The following is a 17,370-nucleotide window of genomic DNA, read 5'->3' as shown; positions in this document are numbered from 1 at the left end:
ATAAAATTACATCAACTTTCCGACAAAGTTTAACAATGTCAGCGACGTAATAATAAATAAGAAAAGTGCCCCAAAAATATTTTTGGGGGCACCTACTTATACCTTTATTTCGTAAACTGCTCTTCTTCCGTAGATCCTTTTAAAGCAGTCGTTGATGAAGTACCGCCCGTAATTACTTGTGCTACTTCATCAAAGTATCCTGTTCCTACTTCGCGTTGATGGCGCGTTGCAGAGTAACCATCTTTTTCTGCTGCGAACTCTGCTTGTTGTAATTCAGAGTACGCTGCCATGCCGCGCTCTTTATAACCACGCGCTAATTCAAACATGCCGTAATTTAATGAATGGAATCCAGCAAGCGTTACGAACTGGAATTTATAACCGTATGATGCAATTTCTTTTTGGAAGCTTGCAATTGTTTTTTCATCTAATTTTTGTTTCCAGTTAAAAGAAGGGGAACAGTTGTAAGCAAGTAGCTTCCCTGGATATTTCTTATGAATTGCGTCCGCAAAGCGTTTTGCATCTTCTAAATTTGGCTCCGACGTTTCACACCAAACGAGATCTGCATACGGCGCATACGCTAAACCACGTGCAATTGCTTGATCAAGACCTGCTTTCGTACGATAAAACCCTTCTGGTGTTCTTTCACCTGTAATAAACTCTTGATCAACTGGATCGATATCGCTCGTAATTAAATCTGCCGCATCTGCATCTGTTCTAGCGACGATAATTGTTGGTACACCCATTACATCCGCAGCAAGACGTGCCGAAATTAAATTACGCACCGCTGTTTGCGTCGGTAATAATACTTTTCCGCCTAAATGCCCGCATTTTTTCTCTGAAGATAATTGGTCTTCAAAGTGCACGCCAGATGCACCCGCTTCAATCATCCCTTTCATTAATTCAAATACGTTTAACTGTCCACCAAACCCAGCTTCAGCATCCGCCACAATTGGGACGAAATAATCCGTATCACCGTTACCTTCCATATGCTGAATTTGATCAGCACGTTGAAGTGTTTGGTTAATTCGTTTTACAACAGCTGGCACACTGTTCGCTGGGTATAAGCTTTGGTCAGGATACATATGTCCAGAAAGGTTCGCATCTGCCGCTACTTGCCAACCGCTTAAATAAATTGCTTTTAATCCAGCCTTCACTTGTTGCATCGCTTGGTTTCCTGTTAATGCCCCAAGTGCATTAATATAATCTTCTGTATGAAGTGATTTCCAAAGCTTCTCTGCACCGCAGCGCGCTAACGTATGTTCAATATCAATCGATCCGCGCAGACGAATTACATCTTCAGCTGTATATGGACGTGTTATCCCTTTCCAGCGCGTATCTAATTCCCAGCTTTCCTGCAATTTATCAATTCTTTCGTTTTTCATATGTTCCATCCCCTTTTCTTGTTTCTTATAAAATTTCATAACCCGGTAATGTTAAAAACGGCATGAACTCGTTATTACGAACAAGGTTTGTAAACAGTTTTGTAGCTTCTTCAAATCTCCCCTTATTAAATTCTTCCTTACCAATCTCTCTTTCTATTTTTGCTAGTTCTTCTTCTTTCAATTCTTCCATTAATTTAAAAGTGATATTACGGCCATCACTTAGCTTTCCACCCTCATGACGAATCCACTGCCATACTTGTGCTCTTGATATTTCTGCTGTTGCTGCATCTTCCATTAAGTTATAAATTGGAGCTGCTCCCCGCCCGCTTAACCAAGATGCAATATATTGAATACCGACGTTAATATTCGTGCGAAGACCACCTTCTGTAATCGTTCCCATCGGTACTTCTAATAAATCCTTTTCTGTTACACGTATTCCTTCACGCTTTCTAAAAATTTGATTTGGCGTTTTCATTATGTGATTAAATACTTCCATTGCAACCGGTACAAGTCCCGGGTGGGCAACCCAAGTCCCGTCATGACCGTCTAAAGCTTCGCGCTCCTTATCAGCACGCACTTTCTCAAAAGCCGCCTCATTTGCTTCTGGATCATTTTTAATTGGGATTTGCGCTGCCATCCCTCCGATTGCTGGCGCATTACGGCGATGACACGTTTGAATAACTTTCAAAGAATACGCGCGCATAAACGGCGCTGTCATCGTGACTTGCGCTCTATCCGGAAGTAAAAATTCATTATGATTACGGAAGCTCTTTAAGAAACTAAATATATAATCCCATCGTCCGCAGTTTAAACCAGCAGAATGATCTCTTAGTTCATACAAAATTTCATCCATTTCAAATGAAGCGTGAATCGTTTCTATTAACACAGTCGCTTTAATCGTTCCGTTCGGAATACCGATATACTTTTGAGCGAATACGAAAACGTCATTCCATAATCTTGCCTCTAAGTAACTTTCCATTTTCGGTAAGTAAAAGTATGGGCCACTTCCTTTTGCTAAAAGCGTCTTCGCATTATGGAAAAAGTACAAACCAAAATCTACTAAACTGCCAGACATGTTCTTGCCGTCAACTTGCATATGTTTTTCTTCTAAATGCCACCCTCTCGGACGCACAATTAATACAGCTGTTTTACTATTTAAACGATATTCTTTTCCGTTTTCATTTTTATGTGAAATCGTTCCCTTACTCGCATCTCGTAAGTTAATTTGACCTTCGACAGCATTTCTCCAAGTTGGTGCATTCGAATCTTCAAAGTCTGCCATAAAAAGATGTGCTCCTGAATTTAAAGCGTTAATGACCATCTTTCTATCCACCGGCCCAGTAATCTCCACGCGGCGATCCTCTAAATCTTTCGGAAGCTGGGCAATTGTCCAATCCCCTTCACGTATATGCTTTGTTTCTTCTAAAAACGTAGGAAACTCCCCTGCATCAATTCTTTTTTGTTTCTCCACACGCTTTTTTAAAAGTTCCGTGCGGCGTTCATTGAAATTTTCATGCAGTTCCTTTAAAAAACTAAGCGCCTCAGGTGTCAATATTTCGTTGTACGCTGGTAACATTTCTCCGGCCAGTGTAACCCGTGAAGTTTGCGTCGACATATTAGCATCCCCTTCTTAAACTGTCTTATAACAGATTTTATTTTATGTTTTATATTATATAACAAATCTTCAGAAAAGGAAGTTTTTTTGGAAATTCACTTCGTTTTTTTCAAACCGCCTTTCTTTCGCGCAAAAAAAGGCCACTGCTATACAACAGTGGCCTTTATGTATTATTTTTTATTGCTGTGCCATATCATTCGAAATGGCTCTATATAAAAACTGTGCGTATTGTTCGCGCTTTACGCTCATAGACGGACCAAATTTATTTTCTCCTATTCCAATTGTAATATTATTTGTTTGTATTGCGCTAATTGCATTGTTTGCCCATGAATCTGTTAGAACATCATTAAAAGTATGAGGTCCCTTTGCTTCTAATTCAAAAGCATTCGTAAGAACCTGTGCCATTTCCGCACGTGTTAGCGTATCCTTCGGTCTAAAGTTCCCAGTTCCATCACCTTTTAAGATACCTACTTCTGTTAATACTAAAATTTCTTCTATGAAAATTGTTGAGTTTTCATTAATATCTTTGTATGGATTCTCAAGTACGTCGCCTTCCTCAAACACTTCGCTAAAATCAATCGTACGATAAATTAAAGCCGCTACTTGCTCACGTGTTACATCATCACCAAAACCAAACTTCCCATCTCCATAACCATTAATGATTCCCCAGCCTGCTAGAGTGTGAATAGCTTCAAAAGACCAATGACCTTTTGGTACATCTTTAAATACAACAGAATTTGCTTGTTGTTGTTGCTTCACAACTACTTCAGCATTTACTTTAGTACCTTCTGCACTTAATACAACTCCACCCATAATTGTTAAAGCCGTTGCTATTTTTAAAAACTTTTTCTTCACCGCATTTCCCCCTAAAAACATACTTTTTTCTACTATAAAGAATTAATAAAAAAGTATCAATATACTTATTTATATAAGTTTTGTCTAATTTGCGAACATCTTTTCACATACTTTCCTTTACACTTCGTTGATAATAAAGTTACTAAATAATATCTTTTTCTTATGAATTGTCACTTTAACACACCTGTTTTTTCATTTTTGGTAAATTCATGTTTTGTATTAAAGCGAATAAATATACATGAATTAAATAAAAAAAGCGCAAAACTTTTGCACTTTTTTCAAAATAACATATTACTATAATTAAAATATTTTCACCTTTCTATTAAACAACTTTTGAATTTCCGCTTAATACTTCTCATCTTTCAAATGAAAATTAATAATAGCCTTATATAAAAATGCTGCATATTGCTCACGTGTTACAAATTTATTTGGTTCAAATTTTCCATTCCCTGTTCCTATTATGACATTATTAGATTGCAATGCACTAATTGCATTTTTTGCCCAATAATTATTTGGTACATCTGCAAATGTATGTTTCTTCTTCACTTCAAATGAAAATGCTCGTGTAAGGACTTGTGCTACTTCTGCACGTGTTATCGTTTCCCCCGGTCTGAAATTCCCCTTCTCATCACCTTTAAAAATACCATGTTCTGTTAATGCTAAAATTTCCTTTGGAAACATTGTTGATCTTTCAGAAATATCTTTATACGGATTATGTAACGGTCCTTCATGTTTTATATTAAGTGCGCGATACAGTACTGCCGCCACTTGTTCTCGCGTTACATTATCGCCAACACCAAATTTCCCATTTCCATAACCTAGCATAACTTTATTATATGCAACCTCTATAATATATTCATATGCCCAATAGCCTACTGGAACATCATCAAATACAATCATTTCTGGATACTCTTCTGCTTTTATATTAGGAACATTTACATTTAATAATAAACCACCCATAATAGTCGCTACCGTCATTATACGCAACATTCTTTTCTTCATTGCCCTCTCTCCTTCATTTCCATTTTATTAAAATGGAAAATAATAGACTACATTCTTTTTCCATATTACATATGCTGTATTTGCAAATCTCATGTAATACATTCATTTTTAACATCTATTATTTTGAAGATTACTACTAAAGGGAAGCAAATCCGTCCTCATTTCAATTGGTATACCGAATCATAGACAAATTATTATGACGTATACTCTGTAAATCCTTCTTCAGTTTCAAAGGATTTACAATGTTGTACACTAACATATTCTATAAGATTTTCATTAAATCCTTTGCTTATAAAAACTTCATTTTTCAGACAAAAAAAGTGCAAATATTGTCCATTTGCACTAAAAAACATTCCACCTATTAACGTTAATGGCGTAGCTACTTTTAATCCCGGTAAATATTATGCTTCTGAGTACACTTTCACTCTTTCATCCCTCGGCTTCCAGAAAGTAAATGCCATTCCTACAAATATTAAGGCAATCCCTACAATTTGCATACTAGTCGGTCTAAATCCAGTAAAGACTGTATCTAATAGTATTGCAACAGCAGGATCTAAAAACACTAATATAGAAATAAGTCTCGTCGGTAAATCTCTTAAACTGTCAAAAAATAAGTAATATACAAACCCAGTATGTATAAGTCCTGTCGCAGTAATCATCATCCAGTTCATCTCTGTTAATCCTTGAAACTTCCCGAAATCTACGAATGGTAGCAATAAAAATATACCCAAAAAAGTTTGTAAAAATGTCATCGCATATGCACTCGTATGCTTAATTCCTTTTCCGAGCAACGTTGTAAATGCATAAAATAAAGCTGCAAGAAGCGCCCACACCATTCCAGACGACATAAGTTTCTCAAGCGACATACTTCCATCTACCCCAGCTACTAAAACTGTACCGATGAAACATATGGTAATGGACAGAACCGCAAATGCTGTTAACCTCTCTTTAAATACAATACTACCAATCATTAATACGATGATCGGTGCAAGATGATATACAGAAATCGCAATGGTAATCGACATGACTTCAAACGCTTTAAATAAAAACACCCAGTTAAAAACGAGAAATACGCCACACGCTAATATTTGCACAATTTCTTTTTTATTCCATTTCTCATTTTTATATTGTCCTGTTGCAAACCAACATAGCGTTAAAAATAAAGTCGCACAAATACAACGAATAAATACTAATTCAAAAGATGGTAAACCCGTTTGGACAGAAAAAAATCCAATCGATCCGAAAATAGACATCGAAAGGATCATTTTTATAGCCGGCATTGATTTTGAATGAAACAATTTTCTCCTCCCCTACAATCATCTCTTTATAAACTAAAAATTCTAAAAACATTACATATCATTATATATCACAATTGAAAAACTGTAAAAAAATAGAATGTAAAAAGTAGAGTTCCCACCAAATTTTCATAATAAAAAAATCATCCTTTATTTCTTATAAAGGATGATTTTTTTGCTATTTATTCAGAGGAATTTCACTATATATAAACTTAAATATACTATTTTTGAAGAGTAAATTGTGAAACAATCTGCTTTAATCCTCTTGCTACGCTATGCAGATGCTCAATTGAAACTGAGATTTCTTGAACTGATTTTTCTTGCTGATGAATAGACTCTTTTACCCTATCAGTTCGATCAGATGATCTTTGGGAAATTTGAGCCATGTCTTCTGCAGAAGCAGAAATCTCCTCACTACTCGCTGCAATTTCATCTGTAGACATAGATACAGTTTGAATTTGATTAGATACTTGCTGCACTTTTTCAGTGATTTTTCCAAATACTTTTTCTGTATTCATCACTACTTGTGTACCTGCCTGTACCTCATTATCTACTTTCCCCATCATGTCTACCGTATGGTTCGTTGTTCCCATAACTTGAATAATAAGTTTCTCAATTTGTTTTGCAGAATCACTAGATTGTTCTGCTAATTTTCTTACTTCATCTGCCACAATTGCAAATCCTCTACCACTTTCTCCAGCACGTGCAGCCTCAATTGCGGCATTTAATGCTAATAAGTTAATCTGAGAGGTAATACCTTGCATAACATCAATGATTTTAACAATTTCTTCTGATTGTTCTTTCATAGTCTCTACTTGTTTCACACCGCGATGTACTGAATTTTGGATTGTATCCATCTGTTGAATCATTTGTTTCATTAATTTGTTACCACTCTCTGCATCTAATGCTGATTGAGCAGACAATTCATTTACAGAGGATGATGTATTCATTATGCTCTGCATTCCTTGTGTCAACTCTTCCATCGCACCCGCAGTTTGTTCCATTGCTTGCATTTGGCTCTCTGCGCCATTGGCAACTTCTTCAATATCCATAGTGATTTTCTTTGCTGCACCGCTAGATACTTCTGATGCAGATACTACTCCGTCTGCATGTTGGAATAAAAGCTGAATATTATTCTCTACTTCTTGCATATTTGTTCTTAGCCCTGCAATCATCTCGTTAAAATCACTTACTAATATACCTAATTCATCTTTAGCATTATAATCACCATGTACAGTTAAATCTCCCTCTTTTGCTCTTTCCATCATACGACTAACCGTTTGTAAAGGAGCAACTATAAGTTTGCTAATAATATAACTTACTATACATATAATGATTGTAGTAACTACTGCAAGAATGATAAAGGTAATAACGGACCGATCTATCATTTTTTGAGAATCTTTAAATACTTGGTCAGCTAAATTTGAAACATACTCTTCTAAATCTACAGCATAAGCAGCTAACTCTACTCCCTTCGGTTTTAAGTCCTTTTGAAATTCGTTTACCATTTGAGATTCATTTGTTCCCTTTGCTTTGTCAAACAACTTCTTATATGTCTCCATATAACTTGGCAAAGATTTCTTCATCTTCTGAAACAGCTCATCCTCTTGCTTACTTAAATTAACGCCATCATCATATTCTTTTAATAAAGAATCATATTTTTTAAGATCCTTTTCAACATTACCAATAATCCCTTCTTTATTTGTCCCCTCATTTTGTGACGTTGTAATTAATTCTAGTAAGTTATATTCTAGTGAATTTTGTGTACGAAGCATTCCTTCTAATAAAACTGCAGAATTTTGATAATCATCTACTACAACCTCTGTATCGTGCTTAATCTTATTAATAGAATTAATTGCTACACAACTCATAATTGCCATGCCCAAAACTGCTAATGAGATAAGTAAGAATAATTTATGTTTCACTTTTAAATTTTGTAAAAAATACATATTTCCACCTTTATTCCTTTATATATAGATTTTTAGAATTTTATAGCTTATTATTTACAAAATCACAATAAAAAGCAATGATAAATATTCCCAATACCAAACTTATATTTCTATAAACAAGAAGTAGCATAATCGCTACTTCTTGTTTTTTTGTTTTTCATATTGTTCAAACGTATGAATTCTTTCGAAAATCGGTGGATGTGTATATAAGAAAAACTTCACTAACGCAGGTGGATTTACTTGGCTTAAACTTGTTTTTGATAAATATTGAAAAGTTTTCACACCTGAATTTCCATCTTTCGTCATATCTAAAGCGTATTGATCTGCCGCTCGTTCCTCTATACGAGAAACGTAGTTTGTTGCTGGTTGTGCTGCAAAAGATAATAAAGAGGAAATTAAGAAAAATAAAGGTAAAATTGAGAAACATGCTAATTTTGGAATTTGCAGTGTATCTCCCCATTTTCGAATACACATATTTATAATACGACTAATTAAATACATACCTATAAACGATAGCAACACATAGCTCGCAACGCCCCAATATATATGTTTCATAACATAATGCCCTATTTCATGGGCCATAATAAATAAAATCTCTTTATCTTTTAATTGCTTAAGTGTTGTATCCCACATTACAATACGGGCGTTAGGGCCAATTCCCGTTACGTACGCATTTAACGAATTCGTTTTTTCCGACATATTTACTTCATATACGTGTTTAGCTGGAATATCAGCTTTATCTGCGATCGCTAAAATTTTCGTTTCTAATTCCTTATTTTTCAGCGTTGAAAAATCATTATAAAGTGGATCAATTACAACAGGTTGCACAAACGTTAAGAAAATCGTAAACGGAACAGAGAGCGCCCATCCTGCTAGCCACCATCTCTTCGGAAATTTACGGATGAGCCATAACAAAACCGTAACAATGAGTAACATAGTCGCATAGTTCACCCAAAAATCGATGACATGATCTTTTATCCAGCTTTGTGTGCTTTGCGTAGATATTCCGTAATCAACGGATACTTTACGCCCGATCCATTGCATCGGTAATGCAAGAACTGTTGTTAGTAGTGATAAATAAAAGAAATAAATCGCAACTTGTAAGACATTTATTTTGGTCGTTTCCTTCGACCATTTCTCAAACTTTTTTGAAATACCGAGCACGAGTACAAATAATAAAATAATCCATTCAAGAGGCGTCGCTAAAAAGAACAGTAAATTTTTCACACGCGAATAATCTTGACTTAGCGTAAGCTCCCTCGCATTCATAAAAGTTTCTGGATCTGCACTCGTTCCTTTATACATGTCCGGAATGAGTTCATGATTCCATCCAAATAAATACCAATATATAAGTAACGCAAACCCAACGTACAAAAAAAGCGAACACCCAATAACTTTCCTCACGCTATTCCCTCCTCTATGCTGCCTGTCTATTATTATTGTAAGTTCGTACTTTCAAAATTAGAACAAGCTAATCGTGATAATTGCTCTAGCTCGTTCAATTTACATAAAAAAACTCTTCTATTACAAGAAGAGTTTCACCGGCTCATAATCTGGTATAAGAAATGTACTTACAAACCAGTGCCTTTTACATATCGTATATATTCATAGTCCTTAAAATCCTTCTTAAGGAAGTACATCTATTAACAAACTAAAATCTTGCAAAGAAAAAGAACTATATTTCATAATACCTTGTACAGTTAAAAGTAAAATAAGACCCATCACACACATATAATTAATACTTTCTTCATGCTTTTTCTCAGCAACTACTCCGCCCGTTATGCATAAAATCCCTAATAAATGGAGCGCTAAATACATAAAAAAGTAAGCTTCCTCCCAGCGAAGAACAACATTTACTGTCGTAATCAATACTAAACTCAGTACAATCAAATAAAAAAACTTATTTGATGATATCGTTTCATTCATATAATTTTATACATCCCTTTCAAATTTCGAATTAATGATGTTTCAAAGCTATAAAGTAAATGATTGTTTTCATACTATAAAACAAAAGGAAAGCCACTATTACTTTCTCGAATACTTTATGAACCCACATATACTTCTCTTCATTTTTTCTGAAGATGCGCTTCATCATTTCTTCTACAATTAGACCAAATATTAGTAAAACCCCTAACACAATAAGAAGAGAAATAATATTTTCTTTTAAATGAGTACTAGAAAATAAGTAATACTCTGGAAACACAATCGTATCTACTACAGGTTGAAGCCAATGGCAAACGTTTCTATCACACATATCTGTAATAGACGTAGAATCTATAATGTCTTTCAATATTTTTTCAATCGTTTTCTTCATCTCATTTACTCCCCACTACGTCTGAAAAGATTTTTTCCTGCTCTACATATATAGCTGGCATTTCTTTACTCCAATATTTGCGGTTAACAAATAAAAAGATGAGTACTAAGTTTAATCCCGTTATAAAAATAATAAGTCCTGGAAAGAACGTCGTATAGTTTGAGAAATCTGCAAAACTCATGATTTTTTCTCTACTTACTAGGAAAGATGCACAGAGTACAAATGTATTGTTTAACATATGTATCGCAATTGGCATGAGTAAGCTTTTCGTACGAATATATACGATTGATAATACGATACTAAATACGGCGGCACCGAGAAAATCGACATGTAATATCGCAAATAAAAGTGCTACAACGACCATTGCTATACTAGTACCCCATTTTGCTGCAAAACGCTGCAGTAAAAACCCTCGAAAAACAAACTCTCCGACAATAGGCGCGATAAATACAACCATAATAAATTGAAATACATATCCCCCGGTACTATCTATAATCGGTTCATGCAAGGCATTCATAATAAAATCTGGTGTAATCCATGCAAAGCTGTACATATATAAAATAAGATAGCCGTAACTAAACATACAAAGTATAATCGCGATGTACAAAACTTGCACTAGGTTAAATGTTTCGTTTCTATTAATAAATAATGAAAATGAAACACGATGCTTTCTATATCCGTAAAAAAGCCATATTATTGGAAGGATATAAAATATAAGCATATTTATAAAAGATGAATTTTGTATATGAAATGTACTTTCTAGCAATTCATTACTGCTTCGTGCTATTAAAATTAATAGTGCAAATACAATTAAAAAATATCTAGCTCGCATCGTTTGAAACGGATTCACATTCATCTCCTCCCCATGTTACTTTTATCATATCATTTGAATCTTAATTTTTTGTGAAAGAAAACCTTAAAATTTCCTTAAAAATTCCATAAGTTACAAAAAGATGATATGATATTCGAGGAAATTAGGAGGGATTCATATGTATCACGCAAATATTCTACTCATTGATGATGAAACAGCAATTTTACAATTACTAACTACCATTCTTGAAAAAGAAGGTTTTTCTCATATTACAACTGCAACATCTGCGGAAATAGCCTTATCTCTCACCGAGCAAAACAATTATGATTTAATTATTTTAGATGTAATGCTTCCTGGACAATCCGGTTTTGACATTTGTCCAATCATTCGCCAGAAAACGGATTGCCCTATCTTCTTCCTAACAGCAAAAACATCTGATGTAGATAAAATTTCCGGATTTTCATACGGTGCGGATGATTACATTACGAAACCATTTAATCCACTAGAAGTAGTCGCTCGTATGAAAGCTCAACTCCGAAGACATATGAAACAAAACATACAAGAACAAAGAATATACTCCTTTTCTTTTGGGAGATTTGAAATTGATCAACATTCTGCGGAACTAACAGTAGATGGAAACGTTGTCGAATGTTCCGCTCAACTCTTTCAACTACTACTATTCTTTTGTGAGAATCCGAACTACGTATTTTCGAAGGAAGAATTATATGAAAAAGTTTGGGGAGCACCTGCCTATAATGGAGATGATAATACTGTTATGGTTCACATTCGAAAACTACGTGAAAAAATTGAACAAGATCCAAGTAAACCAGAATACATAAAAACAGTTCGTGGACTTGGCTATAAGTTCATTACAAAGTAGGTTAAAGATATGAATTTTAATAAACGACTTATAATCCAGTTTATTTTACAACACGTTTTTGTCTTAGTTACGTTACTTATCGCAGTAATTGCTTCTTTTTCTTATTTAATTTTTCTTCTTAATAGTACTTTATATGAACCTAATATTTCTGATTATGATACCTTTACAATCTCCGAATATATTTCTTCTGAAGACAATAACATTACTTTAAAATCTGAGGTAAAAGATTTAATAATAGAAAAGAGTGATTGGCTTCAAATTGTAGATGAAGATGGAAAGGTCCTTTACAACTTTAATACGCCTAACGATGTTCCGACCTCTTATACAAAGACATCCTTACTTACGTATTTACAGAATAGTAACAACATTTATAAATTTAACTATTGGGAAATTAAATTAGAAAAGAAACCAGTGATCGTTATTTACGGTGCCAAACTAAAAAGTAATGCATTACTAAAAACGATACAACAAGGACACCCTTCTTTATCATTAAATGAATTTGCATTAACTGAACAAGAAAAACAATTACTTTCTAAAGAAAAAGCAACACTGCAAATATTTAATAACAATGGCGAAGAAGTTTTTTCCTATCCAACTGGGAAGAAAAAAACATTTTCGGCTATAAAAACGGCTCTTAATGAAAAAGAACCGTGGAATTATAAAGAAAATACATCTAGTTTTTACGATTCAAATAGCGGTCATCTCGTCGTTGTATCCGCCCCAAACGCTCATTATTATCCAGATGATGAATTAGATGATATATTTACCAAGAAACTTCTAATCGGATGCAGCTTAATCCTCCTTATTGTGTTTGCTTATTTAGTCATTCTTTCAATTTGGTATGGAAATAAGTTTGGAAAGCCTTTATTACACACGATGCGCTGGCTTAAAAACATAGCCGGAGGAAAATATGAAGAACCTGTTAGTAAAAAAGGCAAACCTGTTCGGTTTCGGCGCTCCGGTAAAGAAAAATGGTCGTTCCGCATATTTAAAGATGTTACAAACTCACTAGAGCACCTTTCTATTACTTTGAAAAAGAACGATGCAATGAGAAAAGTACTGCAACAAACACGTGAAGAGTGGATTACCGGCCTGACGCATGATCTAAAAACACCGCTTAGCTCTATATACGGCTATGCATTATTACTAGAATCGAAACAATATAATTGGACGGATCAAGACATTCAACAATTTGGCCATGTAATGAAAGAAAAATCTCAATATATGACTACATTAATTGACGACTTAAGCTTAACATATCAATTAAAAAATGATACTCTGCCTGCGCAACACGTAAATGTTGAAATTAATCAGTTCGTCCGAAAAGTACTATTACAATTTATTAATAACCCGACACTACAAAATCAAAACATTGAATTCGTGCCAAGTTCAAGCAAAATCCAATATTTTATTGAAGAAAAATGGTTCCAACGTATTATCGAAAACTTACTCGCAAACGCTGTAAAACATAATAATGAAACGACAAACGTAATCGTAAAGCTTTCGCAAAATGCAAATTCATTTACACTATCTATTTCAGATAATGGAAAAGGTATGGATGATAAAACGAAAGAACTTCTATTCGAGCGATATTACAGAGGAACGAATACAGAAGAAAGCAACATCGGAACTGGACTTGGTCTCGCCATTACAAAACAGCTCGTTCATGCCCATAACGGAACGATTTTCATTGATAGTGAAGTTGGAAAAGGAACGACGATTATACTTGTGTTTCCGTTTAGTTCGTAGAAAAAGGTGCTTTTATAAAGCACGTTTCTCTTTTCGGAGCAGCGCGCTAGTAAATGAAATTATATCGACTTAACTATAAAATACAACAATAGTAGCAACCTATTAATAAAAGAAGACCGTCCAAAAATACCTTTTGAACGGTCTTTCTTTCTATTATTTCTTCTTCACCGGTATCCAAAGTTCAATTTGAGCGAACTCACTTTTGTCTGCATGGGAACGTTCATCGTATAGCTCAAACTCATTAACGCCGCAATGTTCGTATCCTGAATGCGGGAACCATTCTGAGAATACTGCATTCCACGTTTGGTGAATAGACGATACCATTTCTTCATGAGGAACTTTCGGCGTTGTAAATACTGCATATGTCGCCGCTGGGAATGTACGCTTTGCAACTGCATTTGGTACATTTTCAAAGTCTGTAACTTCCATTCCGATAATATAAGTGAAGTCCCCTGTTTCTAAATTAAAATCAGTACATAATCCAAGTTCTACCCATTGGCTCGTATCTTTACGATTCGGAATCGTCGTTCCAAGATCTTTTTGTAAATATTCTTGCCAAAATGCTGGAATGTCTTGATGGTTTTTTCCTTCTTTACTTGTCGTCTTCAGCTCATAACCCGCCATTAAAAATTCTGGTTTATTTACAATACGATATTCCATTTGTATGCCCCCTAAATATGGATTTAATTTTCTTTGCTTTACATTCACTCTATAATACATTGGTGTTTCAATTTCTTGTTTTCGATATTCACTTGGTGTCATTTGAAATAATTTTTTAAAGGCTCTCGTGAACGTTTCATGAGATTGAAAGCCATGCTCAAATGCGATATCAATAACTTTTTCATCCGTATGAGAAAGTTGATAAGCTGCCCGGGCTAACCTCCTCTTTCGAACATACTCCATTACTGTATCGCCTACTAACGCCTGGAATACACGATGAAAATGCGACTCAGAAAAACCTGCAATACGCGCTAAATTACGCAGCGTTTGTTTTTCCATTACATCTTCCTCAATATAATCAATTGACCTTTGAATTTGTGTTTCATAGCTTTCCATCTCTGTTCACCCGCCTTATATGTATTATGATAAAAGAGAATCCTATCCAATTCTTGACGTTTTTTACTATAATTCCATAAAAATTGTAACTTTTTTATATGTATTTCGTTGTTATGTATGAAGGGAGGGAAATGTAGTGAAACGCAAACAATCATTAGAAGAAATTTACTCAGAGCATATGCAAGATTTATTTCGCTATCTTCTCTCCCTAACCGGAGATTCTCATAGTGCTGAAGATCTCATGCAAGAAACATTTTACCGAATGCTCGTCCATATTGACTATTATAAAGGAGAAGAAATTAGGCCGTGGTTATTTACAATCGCCTACAACGCCTTTATCGATTGGTACCGAAAAGAAAAGAAGTATAAAACAACGCAAATTGAAGAATTCCATTTACCAAACGTGCCAAGTACAGAACACTCTTATTTCGTAAAACATGAGATTGCTAGTTGGTTACAAAGTATATCCTCTCTTCCGCTCGAAAGACGAAATGTGTTACTACTACGAGATTACTACGGATTCTCTTATAAGGAAATAGCAGAAATGACTGGTCTCTCGTTAGCAAAAGTAAAAATTGAATTACACCGAGGACGAAAAGAAACGAAAAGCATAAAGGAGTGATACAGATGGGTTGTGCAGAGTTTAAAAAACTGTGGACGAAATACGAAAAAGGAACGCTCACACATGACGAACAAGAACAGTTAGAAAGTCATATAGAAACTTGTGCAGAATGTGAAGCTCATTTAGATGAATTGCTTGCGAAGAGTGAACCCGTAAAGAAAAAATTACCACCAAAAGATCTTAAAGTTCCTTTTTGGAGAATTAAGTGGAAACATCGGTTACAAACGTTTGGTTTTATGTTATCCATTTGCATCGTTATATATATAATCGGTGGGGTATTATCAGCCTTTTATTTTCAAGCTAATAATGATAAAAGGCTAGAAGAAATTAGAGAAGTTCCTTCGCTTGCACTTGAAGCAACTATCCCAAATAGCCGTGTTATGGGGGGCGGAACAAGTGTAGAAGCTTTTTTCCGTACGAACAGCAGCTTCGATTTAGTAAGAACCGTCGGTAAAAAAGAAATGCCACTCGGTACAGTGGAAACAAAAAGCTTCTTATCATCTGTAGATGTCACGAAACAAACTTGGATGAATCCGTTCTATCAACCAAAACTCTTCTTTGTTCATCCCAAAACAAAGCAGGGTGATTATTTAAAGGATTCCTCAAAAAAAGTATGGGATACACTTGCAAAAGTACATGATGGAACCGTTGCAGAAGTAGCAATTTCTTTTGATAAAACTTACACTTTAAAAGAATTAGAACCGCTTTTATATAGCATATTCGAAGCACAAGAACTCCCTCCAACTCCTGTATGGTACGCTTTAGATACAGGACAAGAAAGAAAAAATGTAGATGACTATATCTTACATGGCGGAGAATCTATAGGATTTCCAGAACATGTAAGATTTCTAGATAGTAACGCAGACAAGTACAAAACGCCAGAAGATCAAGTAATCGAAATGATGCGCGTCCTTTCTATCCATAAAAAAACGGTAAGTAAAATAGCAGCACTTCCTGAGAAAGAACTCAACTTAGAAAAACGTTATAAATATGTAAAAGATAACGGCGTAAAAGTATACGGCATTGTCATTACGGGGCCGTCGAAAGAATTATTAAAATTACAAAACTCCCCGCACGTACGTTATGCGACTCTTGGAGATATTGAGGTTTGGAATTGGTTTGATTAGTGAAAATGAAAAGGTTGTGTAGAAAATAGCAGCTATTTTCTACACAACCTTTTTAATAATTTAAAACCTATATTTCACTAACAGAATCCGTGAATAAAGCGTGGAATACGTTAACTTCCCCCATACGTAAACATTCCGTTTCTATATCAGGAATTGCAGTTCTAGCAACCTCTCGCTCTACTCTTACAAACCCTTTTGTAGTCATTAGTTTCTCAAATTCACAAATGGTATCCATTTCTACATCGATTGTTTCAAAAGTCCATTCCCTTACATCTTCATCATACGTTGTTTTTAATACATAGTAATAATAATATTTATTAAGTAAGCTAACAAAAACCCCTAAATCAAGGCGCTCGCCTCTTGATTTTCTTATCCAATCAATATCATCATTTAACATCGGTTCTTTTCCATTTAGTAACACATTATATTCTAGACAATTATATAGGTTTAAATCTGTATAGTCTGACACGTGATAATCACAAAATGTTGACTCGATTAAAGAGAAAATTTCCTTTTGAGAGCTTTCGTTTTTTATAAAACTCTCTTTCAAGTCTACAAACTTTTTATGTTCTTTGGACTCCTCGTACAATCCTTCTTCTTTCACAATATTTTTCGGAAAGAATTTGTAAACTGTTTCTTTTAATTCATTCATCATTTCAGGTTTTGCCGTTTTAATCATTCTGTAAATCCTCCTATGCTAAAAAGAATTCTCA

General features: G+C 34.7%; 16 protein-coding genes and 1 pseudogene. 4 read left to right on the top strand and 13 right to left on the bottom strand.

Annotated features, from left to right (window positions below):
* Positions 1 to 104: 104 nt before the first annotated feature.
* The 11 genes and pseudogenes from aceA to JFT95_RS03815 form a co-directional block, all read right to left on the bottom strand.
* Positions 105 to 1,382 (bottom strand): isocitrate lyase, encoded by a 1,278-nt coding sequence (gene aceA / locus JFT95_RS03860; RefSeq protein WP_063218745.1) that lies wholly within the window; start codon positions 1,380 to 1,382, stop codon positions 105 to 107.
* Between the two features lie 25 nt (positions 1,383 to 1,407).
* Positions 1,408 to 2,997, bottom strand: a complete 1,590-nt coding sequence (gene aceB, locus JFT95_RS03855) for a malate synthase A (protein ID WP_201051497.1) — start codon at positions 2,995 to 2,997, stop codon at positions 1,408 to 1,410.
* A 177-nt stretch (positions 2,998 to 3,174) separates the two neighbouring features.
* Entirely contained in the window at positions 3,175 to 3,852 is a 678-nt protein-coding gene (locus JFT95_RS03850; protein WP_201051495.1) for an S-layer homology domain-containing protein, read from the bottom strand.
* 345 nt (positions 3,853 to 4,197) lie between these two features.
* On the bottom strand, positions 4,198 to 4,854 hold the full coding sequence (locus JFT95_RS03845; protein ID WP_088030986.1) for an S-layer homology domain-containing protein: 657 nt from the start codon (positions 4,852 to 4,854) through the stop codon (positions 4,198 to 4,200).
* 401 nt (positions 4,855 to 5,255) lie between these two features.
* Positions 5,256 to 6,152 (bottom strand): DMT family transporter, encoded by an 897-nt coding sequence (locus JFT95_RS03840; protein WP_201051493.1) that lies wholly within the window; start codon positions 6,150 to 6,152, stop codon positions 5,256 to 5,258.
* Between the two features lie 218 nt (positions 6,153 to 6,370).
* Entirely contained in the window at positions 6,371 to 7,162 is a 792-nt protein-coding gene (locus tag JFT95_RS30215) for a methyl-accepting chemotaxis protein (protein WP_483862092.1), read from the bottom strand.
* Between the two features lie 156 nt (positions 7,163 to 7,318).
* Positions 7,319 to 8,098: pseudogene (locus JFT95_RS30210) on the bottom strand (MCP four helix bundle domain-containing protein); the annotation flags it as partial.
* Between the two features lie 135 nt (positions 8,099 to 8,233).
* A complete protein-coding gene (locus JFT95_RS03830; RefSeq protein WP_201051490.1) occupies positions 8,234 to 9,502 on the bottom strand; it encodes a M48 family metallopeptidase in 1,269 nt (422 codons plus the stop codon).
* Between the two features lie 222 nt (positions 9,503 to 9,724).
* Positions 9,725 to 10,024: a hypothetical protein gene (locus JFT95_RS03825; RefSeq protein ID WP_001006056.1), complete on the bottom strand. Its 300-nt coding sequence runs from the start codon at positions 10,022 to 10,024 to the stop codon at positions 9,725 to 9,727.
* 31 nt (positions 10,025 to 10,055) lie between these two features.
* Positions 10,056 to 10,412: a hypothetical protein gene (locus JFT95_RS03820; RefSeq protein WP_201051489.1), complete on the bottom strand. Its 357-nt coding sequence runs from the start codon at positions 10,410 to 10,412 to the stop codon at positions 10,056 to 10,058.
* Position 10,413: 1 nt separating this feature from the next.
* Positions 10,414 to 11,262, bottom strand: coding sequence for a CPBP family intramembrane glutamic endopeptidase (locus JFT95_RS03815; protein ID WP_201051488.1), 849 nt, complete (start codon positions 11,260 to 11,262; stop codon positions 10,414 to 10,416).
* Positions 11,263 to 11,401: 139 nt separating this feature from the next.
* Here JFT95_RS03815 and JFT95_RS03810 point away from each other — a divergent pair, with 139 nt between their 5' ends.
* Positions 11,402 to 12,103 carry a response regulator transcription factor gene (locus tag JFT95_RS03810; protein ID WP_002064182.1) on the top strand — a complete coding sequence of 234 codons (702 nt, stop codon included), beginning with the start codon at positions 11,402 to 11,404 and terminating at the stop codon, positions 12,101 to 12,103.
* A gap of 9 nt (positions 12,104 to 12,112) precedes the next feature.
* Positions 12,113 to 13,852 (top strand): ATP-binding response regulator, encoded by a 1,740-nt coding sequence (locus JFT95_RS03805; RefSeq protein ID WP_201051486.1) that lies wholly within the window; start codon positions 12,113 to 12,115, stop codon positions 13,850 to 13,852.
* 153 nt (positions 13,853 to 14,005) lie between these two features.
* On the opposite strand, the gene JFT95_RS03800 is transcribed toward JFT95_RS03805, so the two are convergent.
* Complete coding sequence (locus JFT95_RS03800; RefSeq protein WP_144512585.1) at positions 14,006 to 14,908, bottom strand: AraC family transcriptional regulator; 903 nt, start codon at positions 14,906 to 14,908, stop codon at positions 14,006 to 14,008.
* Positions 14,909 to 15,044: 136 nt separating this feature from the next.
* Here JFT95_RS03800 and JFT95_RS03795 point away from each other — a divergent pair, with 136 nt between their 5' ends.
* Positions 15,045 to 15,530 (top strand): RNA polymerase sigma factor, encoded by a 486-nt coding sequence (locus JFT95_RS03795; protein WP_002125854.1) that lies wholly within the window; start codon positions 15,045 to 15,047, stop codon positions 15,528 to 15,530.
* 5 nt (positions 15,531 to 15,535) lie between these two features.
* Entirely contained in the window at positions 15,536 to 16,657 is a 1,122-nt protein-coding gene (locus JFT95_RS03790) for an anti-sigma factor (RefSeq protein ID WP_201051484.1), read from the top strand.
* Positions 16,658 to 16,724: 67 nt separating this feature from the next.
* On the opposite strand, the gene JFT95_RS03785 is transcribed toward JFT95_RS03790, so the two are convergent.
* Complete coding sequence (locus JFT95_RS03785; RefSeq protein WP_201051482.1) at positions 16,725 to 17,336, bottom strand: hypothetical protein; 612 nt, start codon at positions 17,334 to 17,336, stop codon at positions 16,725 to 16,727.
* Positions 17,337 to 17,370: the final 34 nt, after the last annotated feature.

The organism is Bacillus sp. TH17 (assembly GCF_016651125.1).
GTDB classification, from domain to species: domain Bacteria; phylum Bacillota; class Bacilli; order Bacillales; family Bacillaceae_G; genus Bacillus_A; species Bacillus_A mycoides.
This window is presented reverse-complemented; position numbering and strand designations above follow the sequence as displayed.

Excerpts from the sequence above, each read along its gene's own strand:
- aceA (WP_063218745.1), bottom strand. The coding sequence starts at position 1,382 with ATGAAAAACGAAAGAATTGATAAATTGCAGGAAAGCTGGGAATTAGAT.
- aceB (WP_201051497.1), bottom strand. The coding sequence starts at position 2,997 with ATGTCGACGCAAACTTCACGGGTTACACTGGCCGGAGAAATGTTACCA.
- JFT95_RS03845 (WP_088030986.1), bottom strand. The coding sequence starts at position 4,854 with ATGAAGAAAAGAATGTTGCGTATAATGACGGTAGCGACTATTATGGGT.
- JFT95_RS30215 (WP_483862092.1), bottom strand. The coding sequence starts at position 7,162 with ATGCAAGCAATGGAACAAACTGCGGGTGCGATGGAAGAGTTGACACAA.
- JFT95_RS03825 (WP_001006056.1), bottom strand. The coding sequence starts at position 10,024 with ATGAATGAAACGATATCATCAAATAAGTTTTTTTATTTGATTGTACTG.
- JFT95_RS03820 (WP_201051489.1), bottom strand. The coding sequence starts at position 10,412 with ATGAAGAAAACGATTGAAAAAATATTGAAAGACATTATAGATTCTACG.
- JFT95_RS03810 (WP_002064182.1), top strand. The coding sequence starts at position 11,402 with ATGTATCACGCAAATATTCTACTCATTGATGATGAAACAGCAATTTTA.
- JFT95_RS03805 (WP_201051486.1), top strand. The coding sequence starts at position 12,113 with ATGAATTTTAATAAACGACTTATAATCCAGTTTATTTTACAACACGTT.
- JFT95_RS03800 (WP_144512585.1), bottom strand. The coding sequence starts at position 14,908 with ATGGAAAGCTATGAAACACAAATTCAAAGGTCAATTGATTATATTGAG.
- JFT95_RS03790 (WP_201051484.1), top strand. The coding sequence starts at position 15,536 with ATGGGTTGTGCAGAGTTTAAAAAACTGTGGACGAAATACGAAAAAGGA.
- JFT95_RS03785 (WP_201051482.1), bottom strand. The coding sequence starts at position 17,336 with ATGATTAAAACGGCAAAACCTGAAATGATGAATGAATTAAAAGAAACA.